Annotated in this window: 20 protein-coding genes; 6 read left to right on the top strand and 14 right to left on the bottom strand. The window is 70.1% G+C overall.

What is annotated here, in order from left to right:
- Nucleotides 1-92: 92 nt before the first annotated feature.
- Together ACLLJJ_RS02495 and ACLLJJ_RS02490 are read right to left on the bottom strand one after the other, a co-directional pair.
- Complete coding sequence (locus ACLLJJ_RS02495) at nt 93-782, bottom strand: glycoside hydrolase family 75 protein (RefSeq protein ID WP_434587598.1); 690 nt, start codon at nt 780-782, stop codon at nt 93-95.
- Between the two features lie 23 nt (nt 783-805).
- Nucleotides 806-1,306: an NUDIX domain-containing protein gene (locus ACLLJJ_RS02490; RefSeq protein WP_434587597.1), complete on the bottom strand. Its 501-nt coding sequence runs from the start codon at nt 1,304-1,306 to the stop codon at nt 806-808.
- Nucleotides 1,307-1,797: 491 nt separating this feature from the next.
- On the opposite strand from ACLLJJ_RS02490, the gene ACLLJJ_RS02485 reads away from it, so the two are divergent.
- Nucleotides 1,798-3,174, top strand: a complete 1,377-nt coding sequence (locus ACLLJJ_RS02485; RefSeq protein ID WP_434587596.1) for a S1 family peptidase — start codon at nt 1,798-1,800, stop codon at nt 3,172-3,174.
- Between the two features lie 95 nt (nt 3,175-3,269).
- On the opposite strand, the gene ACLLJJ_RS02480 is transcribed toward ACLLJJ_RS02485, so the two are convergent.
- The 3 genes from ACLLJJ_RS02480 to ACLLJJ_RS02470 form a co-directional block, all read right to left on the bottom strand.
- Complete coding sequence (locus ACLLJJ_RS02480) at nt 3,270-3,779, bottom strand: hypothetical protein (protein WP_434587595.1); 510 nt, start codon at nt 3,777-3,779, stop codon at nt 3,270-3,272.
- Between the two features lie 303 nt (nt 3,780-4,082).
- The gene (locus tag ACLLJJ_RS02475) at nt 4,083-5,057 is read right to left on the bottom strand and encodes a glycoside hydrolase family 16 protein (RefSeq protein ID WP_434587594.1); all 975 of its coding nucleotides are present in this window, start codon (nt 5,055-5,057) and stop codon (nt 4,083-4,085) included.
- A 146-nt stretch (nt 5,058-5,203) separates the two neighbouring features.
- Nucleotides 5,204-5,851 (bottom strand): CatB-related O-acetyltransferase, encoded by a 648-nt coding sequence (locus tag ACLLJJ_RS02470; RefSeq protein WP_434587593.1) that lies wholly within the window; start codon nt 5,849-5,851, stop codon nt 5,204-5,206.
- A gap of 122 nt (nt 5,852-5,973) precedes the next feature.
- Here ACLLJJ_RS02470 and ACLLJJ_RS02465 point away from each other — a divergent pair, with 122 nt between their 5' ends.
- Together ACLLJJ_RS02465 and ACLLJJ_RS02460 are read left to right on the top strand one after the other, a co-directional pair.
- Nucleotides 5,974-6,249: a DUF6479 family protein gene (locus tag ACLLJJ_RS02465; protein ID WP_434587592.1), complete on the top strand. Its 276-nt coding sequence runs from the start codon at nt 5,974-5,976 to the stop codon at nt 6,247-6,249.
- Nucleotides 6,250-6,513: 264 nt separating this feature from the next.
- A complete protein-coding gene (locus ACLLJJ_RS02460; RefSeq protein ID WP_434587591.1) occupies nt 6,514-10,008 on the top strand; it encodes a phosphodiester glycosidase family protein in 3,495 nt (1,164 codons plus the stop codon).
- A 61-nt stretch (nt 10,009-10,069) separates the two neighbouring features.
- Here ACLLJJ_RS02460 and ACLLJJ_RS02455 read toward each other — a convergent pair whose 3' ends face one another.
- The 5 genes from ACLLJJ_RS02455 to ACLLJJ_RS02435 form a co-directional block, all read right to left on the bottom strand.
- Nucleotides 10,070-10,480: a PTS-dependent dihydroxyacetone kinase phosphotransferase subunit DhaM gene (locus ACLLJJ_RS02455; protein ID WP_434587590.1), complete on the bottom strand. Its 411-nt coding sequence runs from the start codon at nt 10,478-10,480 to the stop codon at nt 10,070-10,072.
- Entirely contained in the window at nt 10,477-11,082 is a 606-nt protein-coding gene (gene dhaL / locus ACLLJJ_RS02450) for a dihydroxyacetone kinase subunit DhaL (RefSeq protein ID WP_434587589.1), read from the bottom strand. Before dhaL ends, ACLLJJ_RS02455 begins: the two co-directional genes overlap by 4 nt.
- A gap of 41 nt (nt 11,083-11,123) precedes the next feature.
- The gene (gene dhaK / locus ACLLJJ_RS02445; protein ID WP_434587588.1) at nt 11,124-12,116 is read right to left on the bottom strand and encodes a dihydroxyacetone kinase subunit DhaK; all 993 of its coding nucleotides are present in this window, start codon (nt 12,114-12,116) and stop codon (nt 11,124-11,126) included.
- Nucleotides 12,117-13,242: 1,126 nt separating this feature from the next.
- Nucleotides 13,243-14,487: a PP2C family protein-serine/threonine phosphatase gene (locus ACLLJJ_RS02440; protein WP_434587587.1), complete on the bottom strand. Its 1,245-nt coding sequence runs from the start codon at nt 14,485-14,487 to the stop codon at nt 13,243-13,245.
- A 699-nt stretch (nt 14,488-15,186) separates the two neighbouring features.
- Nucleotides 15,187-15,609 carry an ATP-binding protein gene (locus tag ACLLJJ_RS02435; protein ID WP_434587586.1) on the bottom strand — a complete coding sequence of 141 codons (423 nt, stop codon included), beginning with the start codon at nt 15,607-15,609 and terminating at the stop codon, nt 15,187-15,189.
- Between the two features lie 909 nt (nt 15,610-16,518).
- On the opposite strand from ACLLJJ_RS02435, the gene ACLLJJ_RS02430 reads away from it, so the two are divergent.
- Nucleotides 16,519-16,857 carry a MerR family transcriptional regulator gene (locus ACLLJJ_RS02430; RefSeq protein ID WP_434587585.1) on the top strand — a complete coding sequence of 113 codons (339 nt, stop codon included), beginning with the start codon at nt 16,519-16,521 and terminating at the stop codon, nt 16,855-16,857.
- A 126-nt stretch (nt 16,858-16,983) separates the two neighbouring features.
- On the opposite strand, the gene ACLLJJ_RS02425 is transcribed toward ACLLJJ_RS02430, so the two are convergent.
- Both ACLLJJ_RS02425 and ACLLJJ_RS02420 read right to left on the bottom strand, forming a co-directional pair.
- Entirely contained in the window at nt 16,984-18,255 is a 1,272-nt protein-coding gene (locus ACLLJJ_RS02425; RefSeq protein WP_434587584.1) for a PP2C family protein-serine/threonine phosphatase, read from the bottom strand.
- A gap of 890 nt (nt 18,256-19,145) precedes the next feature.
- The gene (locus ACLLJJ_RS02420; RefSeq protein WP_434587583.1) at nt 19,146-19,544 is read right to left on the bottom strand and encodes a MerR family transcriptional regulator; all 399 of its coding nucleotides are present in this window, start codon (nt 19,542-19,544) and stop codon (nt 19,146-19,148) included.
- A gap of 402 nt (nt 19,545-19,946) precedes the next feature.
- Between ACLLJJ_RS02420 and ACLLJJ_RS02415 the strand changes: the two genes are divergently transcribed.
- Both ACLLJJ_RS02415 and ACLLJJ_RS02410 read left to right on the top strand, forming a co-directional pair.
- A complete protein-coding gene (locus ACLLJJ_RS02415) occupies nt 19,947-21,446 on the top strand; it encodes a SulP family inorganic anion transporter (RefSeq protein ID WP_434587582.1) in 1,500 nt (499 codons plus the stop codon).
- A gap of 204 nt (nt 21,447-21,650) precedes the next feature.
- Nucleotides 21,651-22,919, top strand: a complete 1,269-nt coding sequence (locus ACLLJJ_RS02410; protein WP_434600248.1) for an IS256 family transposase — start codon at nt 21,651-21,653, stop codon at nt 22,917-22,919.
- Between the two features lie 124 nt (nt 22,920-23,043).
- Here ACLLJJ_RS02410 and ACLLJJ_RS02405 read toward each other — a convergent pair whose 3' ends face one another.
- Both ACLLJJ_RS02405 and ACLLJJ_RS02400 read right to left on the bottom strand, forming a co-directional pair.
- Nucleotides 23,044-24,045 (bottom strand): MFS transporter, encoded by a 1,002-nt coding sequence (locus ACLLJJ_RS02405; protein ID WP_434587581.1) that lies wholly within the window; start codon nt 24,043-24,045, stop codon nt 23,044-23,046.
- On the bottom strand, nt 24,042-25,445 hold the full coding sequence (locus ACLLJJ_RS02400; RefSeq protein WP_434587580.1) for an NAD(P)-binding domain-containing protein: 1,404 nt from the start codon (nt 25,443-25,445) through the stop codon (nt 24,042-24,044). Before ACLLJJ_RS02400 ends, ACLLJJ_RS02405 begins: the two co-directional genes overlap by 4 nt.
- Nucleotides 25,446-25,479: the final 34 nt, after the last annotated feature.

The raw sequence follows: 25,479 nt of genomic DNA, 5'->3' as shown, positions 1-25,479 counted from the left end.
GTGGGAGCGAAATTCGCGGACAGGAACTGCGTACGGTCCCTCGAAAGCCCGCGCAAGTCTCCTGAAAGGCTCCTGAATCCGGAATTCGGCGGCTAGTTGTTCCGGATGAACTGCTTCGCCAGCGCCTCGCCGCGCGCGATCGCGGCGCTGCCGCTCTCGATGGGGGAGACCTTCGAGTTCTTGAAGAGGATGTACGTGACCCCCGACGCGGTGCCGCCGTTCGCCGGGTGGGGGTCGATGCCCAGGGACCGCGCCGCCGCGTACGACGCCTCACCGATGATGCGGCTGGGGCCGGTGTCGCCGACGACGGCGTACCGCACCCGGCCGCGGTAGACGACGGCGGCGACCGCGCCGCCGCGGATTCCCGAGGCCCGGTGATTCCAGATGCCGCTCACTCCCGGCACGACGACGAACGGCAGCTTCTCCGAGTTCAGCGGCTTGCCGTCGGACTGCTGGAAGGCGGTCGTGTCCTGGAACCAGCGGTCGGTCTTCTTGTTGCACCGCGCGGTGACCTGACCGTCGCAGTCGATGTCCATGTCGGCCTTGAAGAACACCGCGCCGTTCTTGCCGCACACGGGAACATCGGCCTTGGCCCCCTCGTCGGACCGGTATCTGCCCTTCGAGATCTGCGAGCAGCTCCTGACCTTGGCGAGCAACGCGTCCGCACCGACGGATCTCGCCTCGGCGGGCCGGGTGGCGGACGGCAGCGCGGTGGCGGGCAGTGCGGCGGTCGCGAGCAATGTGGTGCCGAGGACAGCGAGGAGCTGTGTTCGGGGGGGCACTCAAGATTCCTTTCAGCCGTGGTTCATGGGACCGGTGGTGAGGACGGTGGGGGAGGGCTGTCCCGTAGGTGGGCGTCGAGCCGGTCGAGGAACACGCGCTGGCCGGTCACGAGCAGGCCCTGGGCGCTTCGCGTTGTGCACCACGCGACCCGGTCGAGCTCCGGGAACTCACGCAGCACCCCCGAGCCCCGCGGCCACTCCATGCTGAACGTCCCGAAGACGGCCCGGCCGGTGTCGAGATCAGCCTCCAGCGCCCAGGCGGTGACGGTCTTGCCGCCCGACTGACGGGACTCGCCGAGCGCGATCGGCTCCCCGTCGGGCACCGGCAGACCGAGCTCCTCCGTGAACTCCCGGCGGGCAGCCGCCTCGGCCTCCTCCTCGGGCCCGTACTCACCTTTGGGGATCGACCAGGCACCGGCGTCGCGGCCGGCCCAGAACGGACCGCCCATGTGACCGATGAGCACCTCGGTATCCCCCTCCGAGATCCGGAAGAGGAGGAGCCCCGCGCTTCGTTTGCCCGACATGCCGTCAAGTCTGTGCGCGGGAACAGCTCGTCGCCATCGCAGGGAGCCGGGCAGCGAGGGGCCCCGGCACTGCGATCTGCCGTGCTGTCAGGGGCCCGGACCGACCGCCCCGGAAACTGCGGCTCATTGCGCCGACCGGGTTCCGCGACCGGAGGGGTGAACAGGAAGAGGCGAACATGCGCGGCCTCGACGACCGGATCCAGCTCGTCCGTTCATAACCCGCAGCAGCCGCGCCCGGGGAGCCGCCCACGAGGCGTCGGATGTCTCGGCATCGGTGGCGACCGCGGCGGCGGAGAACACGGCGAAGGCTTACCTGCCCGAGCAGTGAGGCCGAGGCCGGTACCGGCCCCGGCCTCACCTGACGTCAGGCCAGGGAATTTCGTGCGCGCAAACGGTGAACACAACTCTGGCACCGCCCGTACCAGGGGGCGGACGCGTCCCCCCGGTTTCCGTCGGCAACCGGGCGCCATATCCCCGTAGGAGGCGACGAGTTGAGTCACAGGCGAATACCCAAGCGAAAGGCCATTCTCGCAGGAGCCGGGGCGGTGGGCATCGCTGCGGCGGCCATCCTGCTGCCCAACGCCAACGCCTCGCAGACCGAGGACGACGCGACGTCGGCGCCGGCCCCCAGGACGATGAGCGCCACCTCGGTGGCGGACCTCATCGAGAAGTTGGCCCCGCAACTCGGCGAGGCATACGGCGGTGCGTACTACGACGCCGAGAAGCAGCAGGTCATCGTCAACGTCGTGGGCAACGACAACGACGTGAACGTCGACGTCAAGAAGGCCGGAGCGGTCGCGCGGAGCGTGCAGAACAGCACCAGCCGCCTGACGTCCGCCACCCGCACCCTGACCAGCAGGGCCACCATCCCGGGGACGGCATGGGCCGTCGACCCCAGGACCAACCAGGTCCTGGTCACGGCGGACCGTACGGTCACCGGCGAACGCTGGAACAGACTGGAGACGGCCGTCGAGTCACTGGGCGCGGGCACGGCCCGCATCCAGAAGTCCACGGGGGAGTTCAAGCCCTTCCTTGAGGGCGGGGACGCCATTTTCGGCGGCGGCGCGCGCTGCTCCCTCGGATTCAACGTCACCACGCAGGACGGTCAGCCCGGCTTCCTGACCGCGGGACACTGCGGTGTCGCCGCCGACCAGTGGTCGGATGCCCAGGACGGCGCGCCGATCGGTACGGTCCAGGCCGCCACCTTCCCGGGCGACGGCGACTTTGCGCTCGTGACGTACGACGACCCGGCTGTCGAAGCGCCGAGCACGGTCGACGTGGGCGGCGGACAGACCGTGGAGATCACCCAGGCGGCGGAGGCCGCGGTCGGCCAGCAGGTGTCCCGCATGGGCAGCACCACGGGGCTGAACGACGGCGCGGTCACCGGGCTGAACGCCACGGTGAACTACCCCGAAGGCACCGTCACCGGCCTGGTCCAGACCGATGTCTGCGCCGAACCGGGCGACAGCGGCGGTGCGCTCTTCACCCAGGACGGCAGCGCCATCGGCCTCACCTCGGGTGGCAGCGGTGACTGCACCGCCGGCGGCGAGACGTTCTTCCAGCCCGTGACAACGGCGCTGGCCGCGGTCGGCGCCGAGATCGGCGCGGGCGCGGGCGGCAACGGGGACGCCGGGGATGTCGGCGCCGCGAACGCGGGTGCCGGTGACGAGGGTGCCGCGAACGCCGGTGCGGGTGACGAGGGTGCCGGAAACGCGGGTGCCGGTGACGCCGGTAATGGCGATGCGGGTGACGCCGGCGCCGCCAATGCCGGGGCAGAGGGTGCCGGGGACGCCGATGACGCGGGGGCGGGCATCGCGGGCGTCGGAATCCCCGGAGGCGGAGAGATCGGCGTCGGCCGGAACGGCTGACGCGCACCAGCCCCCGGGCATCGGCGGGTGTCCGGGGGCTCGATGGTCCTGAGGACCCTCACGAGGACGGCCCCCGCCCGATGCGGCCCGTCGCGTCACTGGCCGGAGGGGCCGGGCAGGACGTAATGCGCTCCGGCCCCGGTGGAGTCGACATGCACGATGTGACGGCCCACCCGCACGGACTGCGACCGCACGGACTGCGACCGCACGGACTGCGACCGCACGGACCGGGCCTGTACGGGTGGGGCCTGCACGGACCGGGACCGCGCGGGCGGCGCTTCCCCCGCACACCAGGACCCGTCCTGCCCGTCGCTCCCGGGCAGAGGGGTCCAGACTTCGAGGAATGTGCTGCCGTCGGTGTTGGTCCCCGTCTCGATCAGCCCCTCGCCCTCGGCGCGCAGTACCCCGACGTCATCGCCCGGCGCGCCGACATCGTGATGGAAGCGGACCTGCCCGTCCTCGTACGAGGTGGTACCGGCGAAGCCGCGGCTGTCCGCGTAGTAGTCGCCGCTCTGCAGCCACACCACGTGCTCGGTCTCCACGACAGGCCCGCCGTCACGACTGATTCCGGCGCGCAACCAGGCGCCGCGAGTAGGTGCGTTCATGGGGCCAGCGTGCCAGAGGCGCCCGGGGAGCTCGTCGTTCCGGCCACGGTGGCCGCGCCCCGGTCGGGCAACGCCGAACCAGGTCGATGGCGGCGGAGGGAGGGCGCCGTCAGCAGGCCCGGGCAGTTCCCGCAGGTACGGGGAAGGTCCATCCCGGCGCGTGAACCCGGTGTGTGGCAAAGGGCGTTGCGGCGCCTGCAACATGATCGGGACAGGAGGGCGGGTGCCACCGGGAGGCAATGGCATGTCGGCCGGGGAGGCGCAAGCTCGACGCGCGCACCCGGCCGAACGGGCCGGGCCGGATCACGCGCCCTCGTAGGCGTACCCGGCGATCCAGGTGATGTCGAGCTGCGCCGAGGAACCGGGCTCGGCAGGCGGACCGTACAGCGCGCTCTCGTTCTGCAGGATCCAGGACAGTGGCTCCGAGGGGAGGCCGCGGGTGCTGGAGCCGACGAGTTCACCGTCGAGGTAGTACCTGACCTCCTCTGGCGTCCACTCCACGGATGTGGTGTGCCAGTCCGTCCACCGGGCGTCGGTGGTGAACACATCCTGTTGTCCGCCGTCGCAGGGGTGGGTGAACGCGAGGATCTCGTCGGTCCAGTTCTGCTCGGGGAAGTCCATCTCGCAGCCGTTGCCGTACCAGAGGTGCGCCGACTTGTAGCCGGGCGCGGCGTCGACCACCCGGAACCGCTCGCTGAACTTTCCGTACGTCTGCTCCATGAGCTTCTTCGGTACGACGGCCGCGGCATGCACCGGTCCGCCGTCCTCGGGCCGCCACATGCGGATGTTCATCCGGCCGTCGCCGTTGGCGGCGGGACCCACGCTGATGGTGTCCTCGGGGTGGTAGGCGCCGCCGACCGACCGGACGGAGTTGCCGTCGGCCCCGGACGTGGCGGTGTCGTGCCAGGCCGCCGGGTACGCCCACCAGTCCTGCCGGTACTTGCCTGCCAGGCCCGCGCAGTACGCGTCGGGGGTGTCGGCGTGGTGGTCGCAGTCGCTGAACGAACCGAGCGGAACCGTGTCCCCGTTGAAGTTCTCGGCGAAGATCTGCCGGAAGGGCCCGCAGTCGCCGATCGGCATGCTGTCCCCGGTGGCGCGGCAGGCGTCCTGGAAGACGACGGAGGCGCCCGATGTAGGGGTGAGCCAGGCGAGGAGGAAGGACACCGAGGCGAGAGCCAGCGTGGCCGGCAGGAGGTGGCGGCGGGGGCGACGGTGCGTCAGGTGCCGCCGGGGACGCCGGTGCTTGTGGGCGGTCATCCGGTGCGTATCGGCGGTCATGGTGCCCGCTCCTCCACTGGGTCGACGGTCCCACCGGGGCCGCGGGGCCCCAGTGGCGCGTGCCTGTCCTGGACGGTGCGCCACATACCGTACGCGGCGTGGCGCGGTCGCGTACGCGGGACGGGAGGACTCGTGCTCCGAGGCGGCTAGGAGTTGTCCGGAGAGGCTTCCTCCAGGGCGTCGACGCTGCCGGACATGATGGTGCGCATGTGCCGCGTGAGGTGCTCCGCGGGCCAGTCCCACCAGGCGACGGCCAGCAGGCGGGCGACGTCGGCCTCCTCGTGGCGGATACGGATCAGTCTGGCCGGATTGCCGCCCACGATGCCGTAGTCGGGCACGTCGTCGACCACCACGGAACCGGAGGCGATGATCGCGCCGTGCCCGATACGGACACCGGGCATCACCATGGTGCTGTGGCCGAACCAGACGTCGTTGCCGACGACGGTGTCGCCGCGACCTGGCAGTCCCGTGATCAGATCGAAGTGCTCGGCCCAGGAGCCTCCCATGATGGGGAACGGGAACGTCGAAGGGCCGTCCATCCGGTGGTTGGCGCCGTTCATGATGAAACGCACCCCGGTGCCCAGCGCACAGAACTTCCCGATGACGAGCCTCTCCGGGCCGTAGTGGTAGAGCACATTGCGGGTCTCGAACGCGGTCGGATCGTCCGGGTCGTCGTAGTACGAGAACTCCCCGACGTCGATCAGCGGGGACTTCACCAGGGGTTTCAGCAGCACCACCCGCGGCTGGTCCGGCATGGGGTGGAGCGCCGTGGGGTCGGCGGAGCCAGACGACATCGTGAAACCACTTCCGGTCGATCGGGGAACACACGTGCCGAACATCGTGCCCCATGTACGCCATTCGAGCGGCCCGGCCCCCGCGCCGGTATGCGAACCGGACCAGGTGGTACGTGCACGGCATGAGCACCCTGAGCAGTGAGCCGGTCGTCCACTCGGCCGCCGGCGCGTTCCCCGCCGTCCTGTGGGCCCTGGTCGGCATCGTGATTGTCGCGCTGCTCCTCGGCGCCTTCTGGTGGGGCAGCAGGCGCACCGCCGAACGGCCGATGCCCCCGCAGGAGCCGCAGCCCCGGTCCGACTCCTGGCAGAGCCCGGACGAGTCGCTCCACGGGGACGACGGATCCCAGGGCCCCGGGAACGAAGGCCGGGGCCGCGAAGATCGACCGGACATCCCCTGAACCAGCGGGTACGCCGTGCCCCAGCCCCACTCCCGGCGTCCCCAGGCCCGGCCCTGCTCCCCGTTGGCGTCGCCACCGCCCCAACAGGGCCCGCAGCGCTGCGGGGTCGGCGTTTTGTATCGGTTCGTACACCAGAGCACCGGTCACGGTGCCTGCTGTTCGCCGCGAGGTTGCCCCCACCCCCTGGTGAGTGGGTAGGAACGCGGAGACGCTGTCCGACGACAGCGCTCTGCGCGTCCAACCAGCGTTCCCCCAGGAGGACTTGTGGACCTTGGTCGAGTGGGCCGGCCCGTCGTACTGTTCGCGACGGTGACCGCCCTGACGCTGGGAGGCGGGTCACCGGCCGTCAGCGATTCCACTCCCGATCCCCGCCCCCGGAACTCCGCCGAGATCCTCAGACCGGTCGCACCACCACCGGCCCGCTCCGCCCCCGGCACCCCCAGGTCCGTCGCCGACGGCGACGGCATCGAGACCGCGCGCAGCGCCCGCCCGGTGGCCCCGGGCGTCCGCCTCGACTCCTACGACCGGCTTGAATCCGACAAGTGGCTGCGGGTCGACGCGCTCTCCGTGGACCTCGACGACCGCGGTGTACGCACCGACTATCTGCACTCCGGCAAGGTCGCCGACCGCCGTACGGTCTCCGAGCTCGCCGCGGCCCACCGGCCGGGCGCCGGCCGCCGTACCGTCGCCGCTGTCAACGCCGACTTCTTCGACATCAACCAGACCGGCGCCCCGCAGGGCCCCGGCATCAGGGACGGCAAGGTCGTCCACTCGCCTTCGGTGGGCGCCAACCGCGCCGTGGGCATCGGCCCGGGGGCCGCCGGGCGTGTTCTGCAGCTGTACTTCGACGGCACGCTCACCGTCCCGACCGGCACCCACCCGTTGGCCGCCTACAACGCGGCGAATGTTCCGAGCGGGGGAGTGGGGGCGTACACCTCGGGCTGGGGCGAGGCCGATCGGGCGCTGACCGTGGACGACGCGACTCCGGTCGCCGAGGCCGCCGTACGAGGGGGCAAGGTCGTCTCGGTGACGGACCGGCCCGGCGCCGGGCCCATCTCCAAGGGCACCACCGTGCTCGTGGGCCGCGAGTCCGGGGCGGCGGTGCTCCGGGCGCTCAGGCCAGGCGACCCGGTGACCATGGAATACCGGCCGCGCGCCGACAGTGGACCGGTGCCGCGCACCGCGGTCGGCGGACGCGAACTGCTCGTCGTCGACGGCGTCGCGCAGAACCACGACGGCCAGGGCAACAACACCGCCGCGCCCCGCACCGCAGTCGGCTTCTCGAAGGACGGCCGCGACATGCACGTGATGACGGTGGACGGCCGGCAGGCCGACAGCGGCGGTGTCACCCTCACCGAACTGGGCCTCATGATGAAGCGCGCCGGGGCGCACAGCGCATTGAATCTTGACGGCGGCGGCTCCTCGACCCTCGTCGCCCGTGAGCCGGGCAACGACACGCTCCAGTTGGAGAACAGCCCCTCCGACGGCAGCGAACGCACCGTCCCCAACGGCCTGGCCCTGACCGCCCCCGACGGCAGTGGCCGGCTGCGCGGCTTCTGGGTCGAGACCCGTACGCCCGCCGGTTCCGCGCCGACCGTGGACCCCGTCAAGGGCGGCCACCCCGAGCGGGTCTTCCCCGGTCTGACCCGGCAGTTGACCGCGGCGGGCCACGACGAGACCTACGGTCCGGCCGCCGGGGTACCGCACTGGCAGTCCACACGCACCGAGGTCGGCCGGGTCGACAACCGCGGGCTGTTCACCGCGCGCCGCGGCGGCACCACGGACGTACGCGCGCTGCGCGGCGCCGCCCGTGGCAACGTCCGGCTGACCGTGCTCGACGACCTCGCCCGGATCGAACCGACCACCCGGCGCGTCGGCCTCGCGGACGCGGCGGCGAGCGGCGCCTTCGGCCTCGTGGGGCTTGACGCCCACGGCAACAGCGCGCCCGTCGAGCCACGCGATGTGACGCTCGACTACGACCGCGCGCTCTTTGACATCCGGGACGACGGCCGGGGCTCCTTCACCGTCACATCGCGCACCGGCAGCGGCGCCGGACGCATCGTGGCCACGGCCGGCGGGGTCACCACCGCGCTGGCCGTCAGCGTCGGCCTCGCCGAACAGGCCGTCTCCGCCTTCGATGACGCGGCCACCTGGACCTTCAGCCAGGCCCGCGCGAGCGGCTCGGTCACCGCGACACCCGAAGGACACACCGGCACCGGGCTGAAGCTCGGCTACGACTTCACCCGGTCGACCGCGACGCGCGCCGCCTACGCCAACCCGCCCCGGCCGGTCGCCGTGGAGGGCCAGCCGCAGTCCTTCACCATGTGGATCAAGGGTGACGGCAAGGGCGCCTGGCCGACCCTGCACCTCAAGGACGCCGCGGGCTCCGACCAGTTGCTGCGCGGACCGTTCATCACCTGGACCGACTGGCGCCGGGTGACCTTCTCGGTCCCGCCGGGAGCGGCGATGCCGCTGAAGGTGCACCGCTTCTACCTGGCGGAGACCGCCGCCACCCAGCAGTACACCGGCGCGATCGTCATCGACGACCTGACCGCGCAGGTGCCGCCCACCGTCGAACTCCCGAAGCAGCCGGCGCCCCGCGACCCACTGATCGACACCGCGGCGCGAACCGGGGCCAGAGACTGGCAGTTCGCGGTGATGTCCGACGCCCAGTTCGTCGCCCGCGACCCGGACAGCGCCATCGTCGCGCAGGCACGCCGAACCCTGCGCGAGATCAAGGCCGCGAAACCCGACTTCCTCGTCATCAACGGCGACCTCGTCGACGAGGGATCCCCCGCGGACCTCGCCTTCGCCCGCCGCATCCTGACCGAGGAACTGGGGGACGCCCTGCCCTGGTACTACGTGCCGGGCAACCACGAGGTGATGGGCGGCCGGATCGACAACTTCGTCACTCAATTCGGCCCGGCTCAGCGCACGTTCGACCACCAGGGCACCCGCTTCATCACCCTCGACACCTCCAGCCTGAGCCTGCGCGGCGGAGGCTTCGCGCAGATCCGACAGCTGCGCGCCCAACTGGAAGCGGCGGCCGACGACCGCACCATCGGCTCGGTCATGCTCATCGAGCACGTCCCGCCGCGCGACCCGACCGCCCAGAAGGGCAGTCAGCTGGGCGACCGCAAGGAGGCCGCGCTGATCGAGCAGTGGCTCAGCGGATTCCGCCGTACGACGGGCAAGGGGGCGGGCTTCATCGGCAGCCACGTCGGGGTCTTCCACGCCGCCCAGGTGGACGGGGTGCCGTACCTGATCAACGGAAACTCCGGCAAGTCACCGGCGGGCCCGGCGGACGAGGGCGGCTTCACCGGCTGGTCCCTGGTCGGCGTCGACGCGGTCTCACGCACCCAGCAGACCGCGGCGCGGCTGCGGCCGTGGGCGGGTGGCCCCGACTGGGTGTCCGTACAGACCCACGCACATGTGGACGCCCTGACGCTCGATGCCCCGGCGGAGCTCGCCCCCGGACGCAGCGCGCCCGTGGCGGCGACCGTCACGCAGGGCGCCGGCCGACTGATCCCGGTCGCCTTCCCGCTGAGCGCGGACTGGACCGGATCGCCGAACCTGCACATCGGCGCCCCGGACGACGCAGGCCGCCGCCATGCGGCGACCTACGACCCGGCCACCGGCAGGCTCACCGCACTGCGCCCCGGCTCCGTCACGCTCGCGGTGACGGTCAACGGCACGACACAGCGGTCGGAGATCCGGATCGCGGCGGCGGGCACGGCCATGCGGGAGCGGGCGGCTTGACGGCAGTGGCCCCGCGTCCTCGGCGGACACGGGGCCACTTTCGCACCAAGGCGGCGAGCGGTCACACCTTGCGGTACTCGTACGCCTCCATGGCCGCCGCCTCCACGGCGTCCAGATCCGCTCCGGTCGACGCCGTGACCACCGCGGCCACCGCGCCCTCCACGAACGGCGCGTCCACCAGCCTGGTCCCGTCCGGCAGTTCGTCGCCCTCGGCCAGCAGTGCCTTCACCGTGAGCACCGCGCTGCCCAGATCGACGAGCACCGCGACCCCCGCGCCGCCGTCCACCGACCTGGCCGCCTCGGCGATCAGCTCCGAGCTGGTGCCGAGACCGCCGTCCGGCGTACCGCCCGCGGCAGCAACCGGCGCGAGCACCCCGTCGCCCGCCAGCCCCTGCGCCAGCTCGGCGACCGCCCCGGCGACCGACGCACTGTGCGAGACGAGCACGATCCCGACCTGCTTGTCCCCGCTCACGCGGCGTCCTCGGCCACATCGGCGAGGGTGTCGATCAGCAGGGCGGCCGACGTCGCCCCGGGGTCCTGGTGCCCGATGCTCCGCTCACCGAGATAGCTCGCCCTGCCCTTGCGCGCCTGCAGCGGTACGGTCGCCAGCGCGCCCTCGTCCGCCGCGGTCCGCGCGGCCTCGAAGGACTCGCCGAGCGCGTCGGCGGCGGGGACCAGCGCGTCGAGCATCGTCTTGTCCCCGGGCTTCGCCCCGCCCAGCTGCGCCACAGCGTCCACACCCGCGCGCAGCGCCTGGGCGAGCTCCTCCGGCGTGACCTGCTCCCCTTCGCCGAGCGCCTTGCCCGTGCGCCGCAGCAGCGTCCCGTACAACGGTCCCGAGGCCCCGCCCACGGTCGAGATCAACTGCCGCCCCGACAGGGCGAGTACGGCGCCGGGCGTGAGCGGCGGCTCCTTCTCCAGCGCGGCGGCCACGGCCCGGAAGCCCCGTTGGAGATTGCTGCCGTGGTCGGCGTCACCGATGGCCGAGTCGAGGTCGGTGAGGCGCGCGGCCTCACGTTCCACGGCGGCCGCCATGGCGGTCATCCAGTCGCGGAAGAATTGGGCGTCGAGCACAGAATCTCCTTCGCACGCTCCGTACGGCCGGTCCGTACGGCTCAGCGGCCCCAGCGGAGCGCGGCGGTCTCGACCGGCGCGTCCCACAGGCGCAGCAGTTCCTCGTCGATCTGGCACAGCGTCACCGAGCAGCCCGCCATGTCGAGCGAGGTGACGTAGTTCCCGACGAGCGTACGGGCCACGGAGACACCCCGCTCGGACAGCACGCGCTGCACCTCCGCATTGAAGCCGTACAGCTCCAGGAGCGGCGTGGCGCCCATTCCGTTGACGAGCGCGATCACGGGCCCGGTGGGCCGAAGGTCCTCCAGGACGGCGCCGACCGCGAAGTCGGCGATCTCACGCGACGTCATCATCGCCCGCCGCTCGCGTCCCGGCTCCCCATGGATGCCGATACCCAACTCCAGCTCGCCCGGCGGCAGATCGAAGGTCGGCGAGCCCTTGGCCGGCGTGGTGACGGCGCTGAGAGCCACCCCGAAGCTCCGTGACGAGTCGTTCACCTGCCGCGCGACGGCCTCCACCCGCTCCAGCGAGGCCCCCTCCTCGGCCGCGGCGCCCGCCAGCTTCTCGACGAAGAGCGTCGCACCCGTGCCACGCCGCCCCGCCGTGAACAGGCTGTCGGTCACCGCCACGTCGTCGTTGACGAGCACCTTGGCGACCTGGATGCCCTCGTCCTCGGCGAGCTCGGCGGCCATCTCGAAATTGAGTACGTCGCCCGTGTAATTCTTGACGACGAACAGCACCCCCTTGCCGCTGTCGACCGCGGCGGCGGCCCGGACCATCTGGTCGGGTACGGGCGAGGTGAACACCTCACCGGGACAGGCGGCGGACAGCATGCCGGGCCCGACGAACCCGCCGTGCAGCGGCTCGTGCCCACTGCCACCGCCGGAGACGAGGCCGACGTTTCCGTTTACGGGCGCGTCACGCCGTACGATCACCCGGTTCGCCACGTCGACCTTGAGCGCGGGATGGGCGGCGGCCATGCCGCGCAGGGCGTCGTCGACGACGGTCTCCGGCACATTGATGAGCATCCTCAACGGTTCCTCCTGGGAAGCATGGTAACCAGGCTCCTGAACTGGGTTTTGCCTGGTCAGCGGTAGTATGCGAGTGCTCGGCTCCTAGCGGCCCATGGCGGCCTCGGGCGGTCTCCGGCGGTACTGATACTGACTTGCTGCCGAGTATCCTGACGGCCCGTCAGGGATGCTTCGAGCTGGCCGTCGGTCGCTTGGACGACGCTCAGTATCGAGGAGGCAGGAGGCTACCGGAAGTGACGCGCCGAAGACGGGGCGCCCGTCCGCTGGCCGATCGGCTGCCCCTACCCGCCTGCTCGGCGTGGCGGAAGCCGGCGGATCACCTGCCGGCCTGATGCCTGTAAGCACGCGGATGGGCCGCATAAATTCGAGAGCTCTTCTTGCTCCAGCCTGTGCCGTCGGCCGCATGGCGGGAGGCACACCGACAGGCACACCGACACTGACCAGGGAGTGCCGTAGCACCTGATCGTCTATGTTGTAGGACCAGTAGATTCTTCGTCTGCTGGTGGTACAGGCGGCACGGGGCGGCCATCCGGTCCGTTGCCTGCGGCGGTGGTCGACCACGTGTCCGTCGTCATGGCCGAGTCGCTGGTTGCTCACTCGCCGGCGTCGGATGGGGCCGGGCCGGCGCTGGATGCGGCGCGTGGCGCTTACGCCGCGCTCGTCGCGGACCGGAACATCCTGCGTTTCCACGGCGCCGTCCAGGCGGCCACGGGTCACGGCTGCCATCCGCAGTGCGTCGGCGACGCGGTTGGTGTGCATGTGGCCGGCGATGGTGAGGACCGTCTGCCCGGGACATCGTTGCAGAGCGGGCCCGGCGGGCCTGTTCGAAGTGGCAGGTAGCTGTCGCTCTTTTCCGTGATGGGGCGCTTGGACCACGAGCTGGACGTGCCGATTCATAGGGTGGGGAGACGATGGACGAGGGGCCAGATGCCGGAGGGCGAGGTTGTGCTCGCGTGGGCGCACCGAGTTCTGGCCGAACATGACTCCTTGGCCAGGAACGGTCGCCGCGAGCGCTCGATGCAGGCACCGATCGCCGCACTGGCCGACCGGTTGTGCATCGTTGCGGATAGGCGGCGTGTCGCGTCGATCGGGTCGGCCGTGCCGGTGCCCCTCAGCCCGCTGCGCCGTGTCATCGCTCTGACCGTCTGGTACGGGCCGGGGCGGTTCTTCGGTGAGTCGGGCTCAGCACGAATTCACGGTCACCGGGCGAGGCGGTTCCGTGCCAGTCCAGGATGAGAACAGTGGCGTCGTCCTTCAGGTTGCCCCGGCAGGCGTCCAGTACGGCTGTCGTCAGATGGCGAACGGCTTCCCTGGGATGGGAGGCACGGGTGTCGCGTATGAGAGAGGCCAGATCGACACCTGCGGCACCGCGGTCCTGCATGCCGTCGGTGAGCAGTACCAGGCGGTCGCCGGGGCGAAGCTGAAGCTCCTGGAGTTGGTACGAGGTGGGCGCCGTCACGCCGAAGGGCAGGTCTACGGCGAGCTCGACCTCCTCGACCTCGGCAGCGCCTTCCCGTAGGCGCAGAGGCCAGGGATGCCCCGCATTGACCAGTTCGCAGGTGCCCGTCTCAAGTCGGACGCAGAGCAGTTGTCCGGTGGCCAGCGCACGACTGTGGGTCAGCAGGGCCTCGTGGGCACGTTGGGCCTGACGGAGGGCATCGCAACCAGTGCGGCGGGCGCCGCGCAACGCACTCGTGACCAATGTGGCCAGCAGGGCGGATTCGGTGTCGTGGCCCATGGCATCGGTGATGGACAGGTGCAGCGTGTCCCGGTCGAGTGTGTAGTCGTAGGTGTCGCCACCGATGTCGTCGGCCGGGACCAGCCCGGCGGCGAGGGTGAACTGGGGGGCCTCGCAACAGGAGGCCGAAGGGAGCAGCTGGTGCTGGATCTCGGCGGCCAGGCTGGTGGGGGTGGTGCGTCGGCCCGCGTGGTACAGGTCGGTGAAGCGGCGGTCCGTGACGATGATGTAGGCCAGAGCGTGGGCCGCGTCGCTGATCTGTCCGAGCACGATGTCGTTGGCGTACTGCAAGGTCACCTCCAGCACACCGATGCAGTCGCCGCGATTCGTCACAGGCGAGATCACGCGCCGTCCGCCCTGGCCGTCCTGTGCCACATGTTGGCGCTGGCTGCGCAGAACCGTGTCGTAAACGCTGCCCTGCAAATCGATGCACTCCTCGGCGTCTGCGCTCCCTCCCTCGGCGGGCGAGCTCAGGCGCAGCAACCGCTGCCCCAGGAGGTCGACGAACAGGAACGACACACGCTCCGCCCCGAAGCGCTTGCGCAGGTCGTGCGCGATGACGCCGACGGACTCCCCGGGCGGCGCGGACTCCGCAGCGGCCAGAAGCTCGCCCAGTTCCAGATCCCTACCATCCATAACAACCTCCCATCATCTGGTCGCCACTCCTTCCCCAGGAATCGCCGACCTCACCCGGTACGTCCATCCCGCCCGGTCACAGCGCTGTTCCTTGCGGACGGTTCCTCGGTGTGCCCCGAATGAAGTGCTTGAAATAGGCAGCGCTGGGCTTCGGCGCTGAATGACGCTCCCCGAGGCAACCTCGGCCGACTCCGGCAGCCCGGTCCCGAATCCGACCCGGATCTCTTCCTCACCACATCCTCGGTTTCCTGTCCACAGACCACGGTGGCGATCGGTGACACACTCGTCGTGGCGGACGTGTCCGGCAGGTCACGGACCCGGATCACCCCGTTGAAGGTATGGGCTCAAGACACCCCGAACGATGAGTCCCTTTGCATGACGCGCCCGATAAAGACAACGCAAGACCGGCAGACACCGCGTTGCGCTGGTCTACCTCGACCTGCTGGACAACGTCGGCGCGCGGCTCCTGAAGCCCGGTGGACCGGGCCGCCCGCGCACGTTCGGCTGATCCACTCAGTAGAGCCGGACCGACTGCCCAGGCGCCCCGACTCCAACGCGGGCAGCGAAACACTGGTGCGCGTTACAGCCCCTGACCTGCTTGCGCCTCAGCTCAACGGGGAGCGGGGCGCAGGCGCCCGCGTTGCAGTGGTCGGCCTCCGGTCTGGCCGGCCTGCGGTGGCGGCGCGGGTCCGGTTGCTGTCAGCGGGGCAGTCGGGCGTGGATGGTTTTGCCGCCGCTGGGGCTGGGGCTGGGGGTGATGGTCAGGTGGTGGGTGAGGCGGCGGATCATGTGCCAGCCGAAGCCGCCGCTGCCGCCGTTGAGGTCGGGGGTGCGCTCGCGAGGGTGTGCCGGGTTCGGGTCGCTGACCGCGGCGGTGACCGTGTCGGGGCCGGCGGACAGTTCCAGGGTGTACCGGCCGCCGCCGTGGCGCAGGGCGTTGGTGACGAGCTCGGAGACCACCAGGACGAGGGTGTCCGCCATGTCCGGGCCGGGCGCCGGATTGAGGCCGTCGGTGAAGGCGCGGGCGGCCTCGCGGGCCTGGTGGATGCCGGCCGCGCTGTCGCCCCGGACCACGGTCGGTACGGGGGGCGTCGAGGTAATGCTGATCGTCGTGCTGTTCATACGCGTACACCCCACCTGTGATCGGTTGTACCGCTTGTGCCGTGACACCCCACCTGCCCGATCCGACGCCCCCTCACACCCCCGGAAAGTGTGCTCCGTTGCAATTTCCAAGCACTGCGGACCGCAGGGCTTCACTGTCAGTCCTCACAGAAAACCTGTCACGGCGGAAGTAGACATCCGCGTGTTGCTGTGGTTAAGGTTTCTCTCGTAGCCCAGAGAGACCGCAGGGCCTGGCAGAGAGAACTGCCGGGCAGCAGTACCCGCAGTACAAGCAGTTGCCTTACGCAGGACGGTGCGGTGGTGGAGTTTCGAAGCCAGAGCGGTTGCAGGACGGCGACGGGACTGACGACCGGACCGGGCGGCTCGCAGTGATCAGGGGCCGCCGTGAGCATTACCGCAGTTGACGCAGTGGCATTACCCGCAAGTGCAGTCCGCGGTACCCAGCAGCGAAGTCAAGCGAGCAGCACCTCGGTGAAGGCGTCAGGCTGCGGACGCGCGCACCGGGAGGTTCGGCAGTGGGGTTCTAAGCCAGAGTAGATGCACGGTGGGCGACGGGGCTGGCTGCCGGAGAGAGGGTGGCGCTGTTCAGGGTCACCGGCAGGAAGAGCGGTATCAGCAGTTCGCAGTACCCGCACAGAGTTGATGCAGAGGGAAGAACGGAGGAGTTGGGTCGCCATCAGGATCGCCCGGGCGAAGGCTTGAGTCCGGGTGCCGCAGGACATCGATAGGCAGGTGGTCTCCGGTCACGCATTTTGCGATCCCCGTATCTCCCCCCCGCTTCTTGGGGCGTAGTACGGACATAGTAGGCCGGTGCTGGACTGAGGCCGGCAGATGGTGTAGCAGTTCCTTCGGGGCCCCGGTGCCATGCGGCGTCGGGGCCCCTCCCACGTGTTCCGCGAACGAGGTGAGATGACAGCAGACGATTCCTTCAACCGCCTTAACAACGACGACTACCCCGCCTACACCATGGGACGGGCCGCCGAGATGCTCGGCACCACGCCCGCCTTCCTCCGTACCATCGGCGAAGCGCGCGTCATCGTCCCGCTGCGCTCCGAGGGCGGACACCGCCGATACTCCCGCTACCAGCTGAAGATCGCTGGGCGTGTCCGTGAACTCGTCGATGAGGGGACCACGGTGGACGCCGCCTGTCGCATCGTCATCCTCGAAGACCAGCTCGGTGAAGCACTGCGCATCAACGAGGAGCTAGGCGGCTCGTTCTCCGCGTTCCGGCGCAAAGCCGACGTCTGACAGGGCGAGTCCACATTCCGCGGCTATGCCCAGTTGGCTCTTTCGATGGGGGCGGCGCGCTGCGCGTCGGCCACCTGGGACAGAGGAATCCATACCTGAGGGACTGTCCGAAGGCGAGAGGCGACTTCAGCACCGGGCGTCCGGTGGCTCCATTGGTGCGGTTCGCTGTCCAGCTGTGGGGGAGGTTTCGGTGAGGTCGGCGCCGTGGTCGGCGTCGCGTCGGGTGGAGTCGGTGCCGTACCAGTCCAGGCACATCACGGTGGCGTCGTCGTGCAGGAGCCCGTCATGGGCCTTGACGACGTGTTCGATCAGGACACGGGCGGCCTCGCGGGGGTGCAGGTCCCCAGTGTCCTTGATCAGGGCGGCCAGGTCGAGGTCTGCGGCGCTGCGCTCGAGCATGCCGTCGGTGAGCATGATCAGCCGGTCTCCGGCCTGCAGGTCCAGGTGCTGGACGGTGTAGGTGTGGGGGTTTATGAAGCCGAAGGGCATGTCGATGCTCGGCGCGATCTGCTCGACTTTTCCCTTGCGCAGGCGCAGGGGCCAGGGGTGGCCGGCGTTGATGAACTCGGTCCGGCCGTCGTGCAGGCTGATACGCAGTAGTTGTCCGGTGACGTAGCGGCCGCCGCTGTGCTCGACCATGGCCTGGTCGGCCAACTGTGCTTGTTCGGCGAGGTCGGCTCCCTGTCTGCGGGCGCGGCGCAGGGCGCCGACGAGGAGGGTGGCGAGGAGTGCGGCGTCCACGTCGTGGCCCATGGCGTCGGTGACGGACAGTTGGACGTGGTCGCGGTCTATGACGTAGTCGAAAGTGTCGCCGCCGACGAACTCGGCGGGCTCCAGCGCGCCGGCGACCGCGAACTGGGCGGCTTCGCAGGCCAGGGACGTGGGCAGCAGCCGGTGCTGGATCTCGGCGGCCAGGCTGAGTGGGCTGGAGCGCCGGCCCCACTGGTACAGGTCGGTGAAGGGCCGGTTCGCGATGATGATGTAGGCAAGGGCGTGGGCGCTCCGGCTGATCTGCAGCAGGGTGTTCGGGCCGGGTTGGTGGGGCAGATAGAGCTCCAGCAGCCCGAGCGCGTCCCCGCGATTGGTCACCGGTGCGATCACCCGGGTCCAGCCATCGTCCCCTATGCGCTCGACCTGCGGTCGTTGGGTCCGGATCACTTGCTCGTACCGGGTGCCGGAGACGGCGATCGGATCCGCGGGGCGCTCCAGGTCGATGTCGTCCGCGGCGCCCAGCCGGACGACGGAGGCGCCGGTGAAGTCGGTGATCAGGAACGACACCGACCGGGCCCCGAGCTGTCTTCGCAGCGTTGCGGCGATGACGTCGACGGATTCCACCGGCGGTGCGGCCTCCGCCGCGGCCAGTGCCTCACCCAGTCCGTCGATTCCGCTGTCCCGCATGGGGCGCCCTTCTCGATGTCGTGCCCGCCCCAGTACGTACCCGGTGACACGACTTTCCGGGAGAGCACGGAAAGGCAAGTTACCCCACTGCGGGACCGGGTTCGCCATTCGGGTATGCGGAGTGCCGACGCGGGTCCGCCTGTTCTCGCCGCGGCCGTCGTACGGCCGGTGCGGTGGCGTTTGCCGACGGCCCAGGCGAGGGGCACCACCGGGCACCAGCCCTGGTTGACAGTTGGGCTGGGATCGGCTCGCGTACCTACCGGACACTGGCGAATCCGGTAGGACGGGGAAGAGGTGGCGCTGTCGAACCGGATGGGGCGGAGCCCTGCCGCTGCCGGCGTCCAGCGCCCCCTGCGCATGGAGCGCGCCCGACCCGATGATTGGAACGCGGTGGCCCGGCTCGCCCAACCCGTCACCCAGCGTGTCGCCTGTGGCTGTACGGCACCGACTTCGCGACGGCTGCGCACCGCACTTTGCCCTGCACCGTAGTGCCTCCAGCCCTGTGTCGTCCGCGTTCGCCGGGACGATGACGGGGCGTCAGGCTCTAGGAGCGAATGCGCTGGAGCGCCGCGACACGTGGCGCCTGTCGGGCCTGGTCCGGGGCCTGCGCGCGGGCTAGGGCCTGCGTACCCAGGGCCGGGTGGTGCTGGCTGTCACCTGAGGGGGCGACCGAACTCTCGGAAGGCAGTCGGCCGCCAACCGCCCCGTCGGGCCGGCCGGCGCACAGGGACGACGAGGGGTGGCGTAATCGGGTCCGGGCCCTGCGAGGCACGGTACTGGTGGGCTGGTGCTGCCCCGTGGGCACTGACCGGCGGGAGAGAGCGTGGCGGAGAAGGTTGCGCCTCCCCGCAGGAAGCGCGCGGTCGGTACGGCAAACGGCTTGTTGCGCGTCAGAGGCGGGCAGCGGAGGCGTCCTGTCGCAGGCGAGTGCTGAGGGCGGCGGCGAACTCCTCGGCTCGGGACAGCTGAACGCGGAGCTTGGCGACCTGCTCGTTGGCCGCCTGCTCGAACGCGCGCACGCGTTCGAGCAGTGCGTCGTGCTCGGCGGCGTCGGAGGCGGTGTCGCTGTCAAGTTGGTCAGTGGCGTCGAGGAGGTCGCGCATCTGGTCGAGGGTGAAGCCCAGCGGCTTCATGCGGCGGATGACCATGAGTCTCTGCACGTCGGCCTCGGTGTAAAGCCGGAAGCCGCCCTGCGAACGGGCCGAGGGGGTGACCAGTCCCGTCTCCTCGTAGTGCCGGATGGTGCGAAGGGACAGCTCGGTTCGCGCGGCGACCTCTCCGATTTGCATGTGTTCGCTGTCCACGTCTGCGCCCCTGACCCTTTTCGTCCTTGTGCGGTCCTGCACACGTGCCACCCGCACCTTCTCTACCCTAACGTTAGGGTAGAGTTCTCGATGTTGAAGGTCGGCGGATGCCGTCCTCAATCCGCTTCCGTGCGGGGGCCGGTACTGCCCGCGAAGATCCCGAGCGTCGCAGGAGAAAGGCGTGCCCGAGTCCATGATGCCTGGCGCCGCCGCCGGTCCGCCGTGATGCTTCGTCCCTGACGTTTAGCGGTTTGTGTCCCGCTGCCTCGTCGCCCCCGGACTGCCGACCCGCCCGTACGGGGCGTTTCGCGGGGTGCCGACCTGGCCTCCCGTGTCTTCCCGCACGCCCTGCCCGGGTGTGCCCGAGCGCGACAGGTTCTTACTCCCTTGTCTTCTTTCGTGCTGTCCTCTGCCGCGCTGCGCGGTCTGCGCCCGGACTGGTTGGGCAACCCGAAGGTCTGGCGTACCGAGGTGCTGGCCGGCCTGGTGGTCGCGCTCGCGCTGATTCCCGAGGCGATCTCGTTCTCGATCATCGCGGGGGTTGACCCTGCGGTCGGCTTGTTCGCCTCGTTCACGATGGCCGTGGTCATCTCGATCGTCGGTGGCCGCCGCGCGATGATCTCCGCCGCGACCGGCGCCGTCGCCCTCGTGATCGCTCCGCTGAATCGTGAGCACGGCTTGGGTTACCTGGTCGCCGCCGTTATCCTCGCCGGCGTCATCCAGGTCGTCCTGGGCGCGCTGGGCGTGGCGAAGCTGATGCGGTTCGTGCCGCGCTCGGTGATGGTCGGGTTCGTCAACGCCCTCGCCATCCTGATCTTCATGGCCCAGGTCCCCGAGATGCACGACGTGCCGTGGGCGGTCTATCCGCTGATCATCGGCGGTCTCGCTCTGATGGTGTTCTTCCCGAAGATCACTTCCGTTATTCCCGCGCCGCTTGTCTCCATCCTCATCCTCACCGCGATCACCCTCGCCGCGGGGATCGCGGTCCCGACGGTCGGCGACAAGGGCGAGCTGCCGTCCTCCCTGCCGGTACCGGGTCTGCCGGATGTGCCGTTCACCGTGGACACCCTGACGACGATCGCGCCGTACGCGTTCGCGATGGCACTGGTCGGGCTGATGGAGTCCCTGATGACGGCGAAGCTCGTCGACGAGATCACCGACACCCGTTCCTCCAAGACTCGCGAGTCCATCGGTCAGGGCATCGCCAACATCGTTACCGGCTTCTTCGGCGGCATGGGCGGCTGCGCCATGATCGGCCAGACGATGATCAACGTGAAGGTCTCCGGCGCCCGCACCCGCCTGTCCACGTTCCTCGCCGGCGTGTTCCTGATGGTTCTGTGCGTCGTCTTCGGCACGGTCGTCTCCGACATCCCCATGGCCGCCCTGGTCGCCGTCATGGTCATGGTGTCGTTCGCGACCTTCGACTGGCACTCCATCGCGCCCAAGACGCTCAAGCGGATGCCGGCCGGCGAGATCGCCGTCATGGTCGTCACCGTGATCTGCGTGGTCGCCACCGACAACCTCGCCATCGGCGTTGTCGTCGGCTCGGTCACCGCCATGGTCATCTTCGCCAAACGCGTCGCCCACCTCGCCAATGTCACCGCGGTCACCGACCCCGAAGGCACCACGGTGGTCTACTCCGTGACCGGCGAGCTGTTCTTCGCCTCCTCCAACGACCTCGTCAGCCAGTTCAACTACGCCACCGACCCCGACAAGGTCGTCATCGACCTCACCGCCGCCCACATCTGGGACGCCTCCTCCGTCGCTGCCCTCGACGCCATCGAGACCAAGTACGCCCAGCGCGGCAAGACCGTGCAGATCATCGGCCTGAATGACCCCAGTGCCGACCTGCACACCAAGCTCACCGGCGAACTCACCAGCCACTGATCCCAGCGGGCATGAGCACGGCACGAGACCCTGGCGCCCGCCGGGGGCTTCGCTTGTTCCCCGAGGGAGTGTCATGAATCAGGTGTGGGTCTCCCCGAAGGAGTGAGCCTGATGAGTACGACGACTGATCACCTGATCGAGGGCGTCGACGGCGTGTCACTTGCCGAGGTCGGCGATGGCGCTCAGGGTGCCGACGTGAAGTCGATGCCGGTATCGCACAACGGTCTGTCCAGCGAGCTGCTGGAGGAGCTGGCCGCGCTCGCGGCCGAGAAGGTCCGCGGCGGGGGACTGCGGCTGATGGGCGAGGGCGGCCTGTTGCCGGAGCTGGCCCAGCACCTGATGCAGTCCGCTCTGGAAGCCGAGATGGACGAGCATCTGGCCGTGGAGGCCGGCCGGGTCGGTGGACGCGGGTCGCGCTCGGGTGGCAACACCCGTAACGGGTACCGGGCCAAGAAGGTGATGACGGAGGTCGGTGCTGTCACGGTGCAGGTCCCCAGAGACCGGCTGGGTACCTTCCAGCCCCGGATGCTGCCCAAGTACGCCCGCCGCACCGGCGCGTTGGACGACCTGGTGCTCTCGCTGACCGCGAAGGGACTGACCTCCGGTGAAATCGTCTCCCATCTCGCCCAGACGTACGGGATGACGACGACAAAGGAGACCATCTCCACGATCACCGACAAGGCCCTGGAATCGATGGCAGAGTGGCGCACGAGGCCGCTGGACTCGGTCTACCCGGTCATCTTCATCGACGCCGTGCACGTGAAGATCCGGGACGGCTCTGTCGCCAACCGGCCCATCTACGTGGCCGTCGCGGTCACCGCCGACGGCTATCGCGAGATCCTCGGGCTGTGGGCCGGGGACGGCGGCGAGGGCGCCAAATACTGGCAGACGGTGCTGACCGAGATCAAGAACAGAGGCGTCCGTGACGTGCTGATGCTGGTCTGCGACGGGCTCAGCGCCCTGCCTGACGCAGTGAACGCAGTCTGGCCCCAGACCGTGGTCCAGACCTGCGTGGTGCACCTCCTGCGTGCCAGCCTGCGTTATGCCTCGCGCCGCGACTGGGCCGAAGTCGCCCGCGACCTCAAGCCCGTCTACACCGCCGTCAACGAGGACGAGGCCCGGACACGGCTGACGGACTTCGACGACAAGTGGGGCAAGCGCTACCCCTCGATCGCCGGGACCTGGGAGCGGGCCTGGAGCGAGTTCGTGCCCTTCCTCGGCCTTCCCGACGCCATCCGGCAGGTCGTCTACACCACCAACGCGATCGAGTCCCTCAACGCCCGCTACCGGCGCGCGGCCCAGGCCTGCGGACACTTCCCCAACGAGACCGCCGCCCTCAAGCGCCTCTACCTCGCCACCCTCGCCCTGGACCCCACCGGCCGCGGCCGCCAGCGCTGGAACAACCGCTGGAAGTCGGCGTTGAACGAGTTCGACGTCCTCTTCGACGGCCGCCTCACCGCCGGACGGGTGTAGACCGAACAGCCCACCGAAAAACCTGTAGGCCAAACAGACGAACCACACCTGAATCCTGATAGACCCTTCCCCGATGGACAGGGCCAGACCGGGCGTGATGGTGGCAAGTGCTCCTATGGCGTCTTCACTCAAGAATGCTCCGCGGGCCCGAACTGGACGCGCTGCAGCCTGAGCGACCTCCGGCGGAGGTTTTGCAAGTCACCCGTGACTCTTTGGCCACTGCGGTGACGAAGACGGCGGGCGCGGAGATGAGGGCCAGCACTCCGAAGAGGGAGGAGTAGCCGCCGAGGAGGGCGGCGAGGGCCGCACCGGTGAAGGGGGCGAGCGCGGATGCGGCGGCGTTGGGGGCACCGAGGAATCCGGACAGGCGGCCGTAGAAGGTGGTGCCCCATCGGTCGGTGACGGCGGTGGCCTGGAGCAGGGTGAGGTTGCCCCGGACCATTCCGGCTGCGATGGACAGAACGACCAGGAGCGCGTACGGGCCCGGGACGAGCGCGAGCGTCGCCGTGGTCAGTGAGCTGAGCGCGATCAGCGCGACGGTTCGTGTCGTCACTCCGGTGCGGCGGGCGAGCGTTGCGTACAGGGTGCGGCCGAGGGTCTGTCCGGCGCCGCCGAGCCCCAGTGCCCAGGCCGCTTCGGTGGTGCTGTAGTTGCGTTCGAGCAGGAGCGGGACGAGGGCGATGACGGCCGCCGAGACGGCGAAGGCGGAGAGCGTCAGGGCTGCGGCCAGCATCCAGAACGGTCGGCTGCGGATGATCTGGTCGGCGCTGTCGTCCGGGTGAGTGGAGGCCGGTGGTGCCTTCGGCCACGGGGCGTTCAGAGCGAAGGCATGGACGGGGATGGTCACGGCGGCCAGCACCGGGGCCAGTACGGCGTACGTCGCGCGCCAGGACAGGTGGTTGGCGAGTGTGGCGGCGAGGGGTGCGCCGGAGAACGCGGCCGTGGTCGCCCCGGTCGGCCACCCGGTGGCGGCGGTGATCTGCGGGTTCAGCACGGGGAAGGCGTAATAGACGATGCCCCAACTGGTGATCTGTGTGGCACACAGTGCCGGCAGCGCGGCGCGGGGCCGCGACCGGTCCCCTGCTCCGGTCGCGGCCCCGCGCTCAAGGGCGCTCGTGTCGGTCACGAGCCGCAGCAGCCGCCCGCCGGTGCCTTCTGGGCGGGAGCCGGTACGGTGGCCGCCGCGCCGAGCGGGACCAGCTGGGGCGCCGGGGCGCCGCAGCCGCTTTCGTCGGTCTGGTCGGCTTCGAGGGTGTCGAAGAGTCCGGCGCCGCCGCACACTCCGGTTTCGGGGAGGGTGAGTTCGACGCGGTCGGCGGCGTCGAGGTCACCGGCGAGGGCAGCGGCGACGGAGCGAACCTGCTCGTAGCCGGTCATGGCCAGGAAGGTCGGGGCGCGTCCATAGGACTTCATGCCGACCAGGTAGACGCTCTGTTCCGGGTGGGAGAGCTCGCGGTGGCCGTGGGGGTAGACGGTGCCGCAGGAGTGCTGGTTGGGGTCGATCAGCGGGGCCAGCTCGACCGGGGCCTGCAGGCGCTCGTCCAGACCGAGGCGAAGCTCGGAGAGGAAGGACAGGTCGGGGCGGAAGCCGGTCAGCACGATGACCTCGTCCACCGAGTCCAGGTGGCGTCCGTCCTCACTGACCAGCACCAGGCGCCCGTTGTCGTCCTGTTCGACGGCGCCGGTGCGGAAACCGGTGACGGCGTCCGCGTGCCCCTCGTCGACGGCGGCCTTGGCGGCGAGGCCGAGGGCGCCGCGGGCGGGCAGCTCGTCCGCTTCTCCGCCACCGAAGGTGGAGCCGGAGATGCCGCGACGCAGGACCCACACCGCCTTCGTAGCCGCCCCGTCGTCTGCCTTGGCCAGGTCGGCCAGGGAGGCGAGTGCGGTGAAGGCGGAGGCGCCGGAGCCGATGACGGCTGTGCGCTTGCCCGCGTACCGGGTGCGGACGGCCGGGTCCTTCAGGTCGGGCACTTGGTAGGTGACGCGGTCGGATGCCGCCTCTTCACCGAGGGCGGGCAGGCCGCTGCCGCCGGCGGGGCCGGGGGTGGCCCAGGTGCCGGAGGCGTCGATGACGGCGCGGGCGAACAGCCGCTCCTCACGGCCGTCGGCAGTGGTGACGTGAATGACGAAGGGCTGACTCTCGCGGTCGGCGTCGACGATCCGGTCCCGGCCGGCGCGGGAGACGCCGGTGACACGGGTGCCGGTACGGACCTTGTCGCCGAGGGCGTCGGCCAGAGGCTTCAGGTACTGCTCTACCCAGTCGCCGCCGGAGGGGTATGTCGCCGGGTCGGGTTGCGTCCAGCCGGTGGGGGCGAGGAGCTTCTCGGCGGCCGGGTCGACGACTTCGCCCCAACGGGAGAACAGCCGGACGTGCGCCCACTCCCGCACTGCCGCACCGGCGGCTTCTCCGGCTTCCAGGACCAGGGGTGCGATACCGCGGTCGACGAGATGGGCGGCGGCGGCCAAGCCGACGGGTCCAGCTCCGATAACGACGACGGGCAGTTCGGTGGTGGCGGGCGCGTTCACGGCGACTCCTTGCGTATTTCGACATCTGTCGATG

The organism is Streptomyces sp. A5-4 (assembly GCF_051131715.1).
Taxonomy (GTDB): domain Bacteria; phylum Actinomycetota; class Actinomycetes; order Streptomycetales; family Streptomycetaceae; genus Streptomyces.
The sequence above is the reverse complement of the archived record's forward strand: the minus strand, read 5'-3'. Positions and strand labels throughout refer to the sequence as shown.

Excerpts from the sequence above, each read along its gene's own strand:
- ACLLJJ_RS02490 (WP_434587597.1), bottom strand. The coding sequence starts at position 1,306 with ATGTCGGGCAAACGAAGCGCGGGGCTCCTCCTCTTCCGGATCTCGGAG.
- ACLLJJ_RS02480 (WP_434587595.1), bottom strand. The coding sequence starts at position 3,779 with ATGAACGCACCTACTCGCGGCGCCTGGTTGCGCGCCGGAATCAGTCGT.
- ACLLJJ_RS02475 (WP_434587594.1), bottom strand. The coding sequence starts at position 5,057 with ATGACCGCCGATACGCACCGGATGACCGCCCACAAGCACCGGCGTCCC.
- ACLLJJ_RS02470 (WP_434587593.1), bottom strand. The coding sequence starts at position 5,851 with ATGTCGTCTGGCTCCGCCGACCCCACGGCGCTCCACCCCATGCCGGAC.
- ACLLJJ_RS02465 (WP_434587592.1), top strand. The coding sequence starts at position 5,974 with ATGAGCACCCTGAGCAGTGAGCCGGTCGTCCACTCGGCCGCCGGCGCG.
- ACLLJJ_RS02440 (WP_434587587.1), bottom strand. The coding sequence starts at position 14,487 with ATGGATGGTAGGGATCTGGAACTGGGCGAGCTTCTGGCCGCTGCGGAG.
- ACLLJJ_RS02435 (WP_434587586.1), bottom strand. The coding sequence starts at position 15,609 with ATGAACAGCACGACGATCAGCATTACCTCGACGCCCCCCGTACCGACC.
- ACLLJJ_RS02430 (WP_434587585.1), top strand. The coding sequence starts at position 16,519 with ATGACAGCAGACGATTCCTTCAACCGCCTTAACAACGACGACTACCCC.
- ACLLJJ_RS02425 (WP_434587584.1), bottom strand. The coding sequence starts at position 18,255 with ATGCGGGACAGCGGAATCGACGGACTGGGTGAGGCACTGGCCGCGGCG.
- ACLLJJ_RS02420 (WP_434587583.1), bottom strand. The coding sequence starts at position 19,544 with ATGCAAATCGGAGAGGTCGCCGCGCGAACCGAGCTGTCCCTTCGCACC.
- ACLLJJ_RS02410 (WP_434600248.1), top strand. The coding sequence starts at position 21,651 with ATGCCGGTATCGCACAACGGTCTGTCCAGCGAGCTGCTGGAGGAGCTG.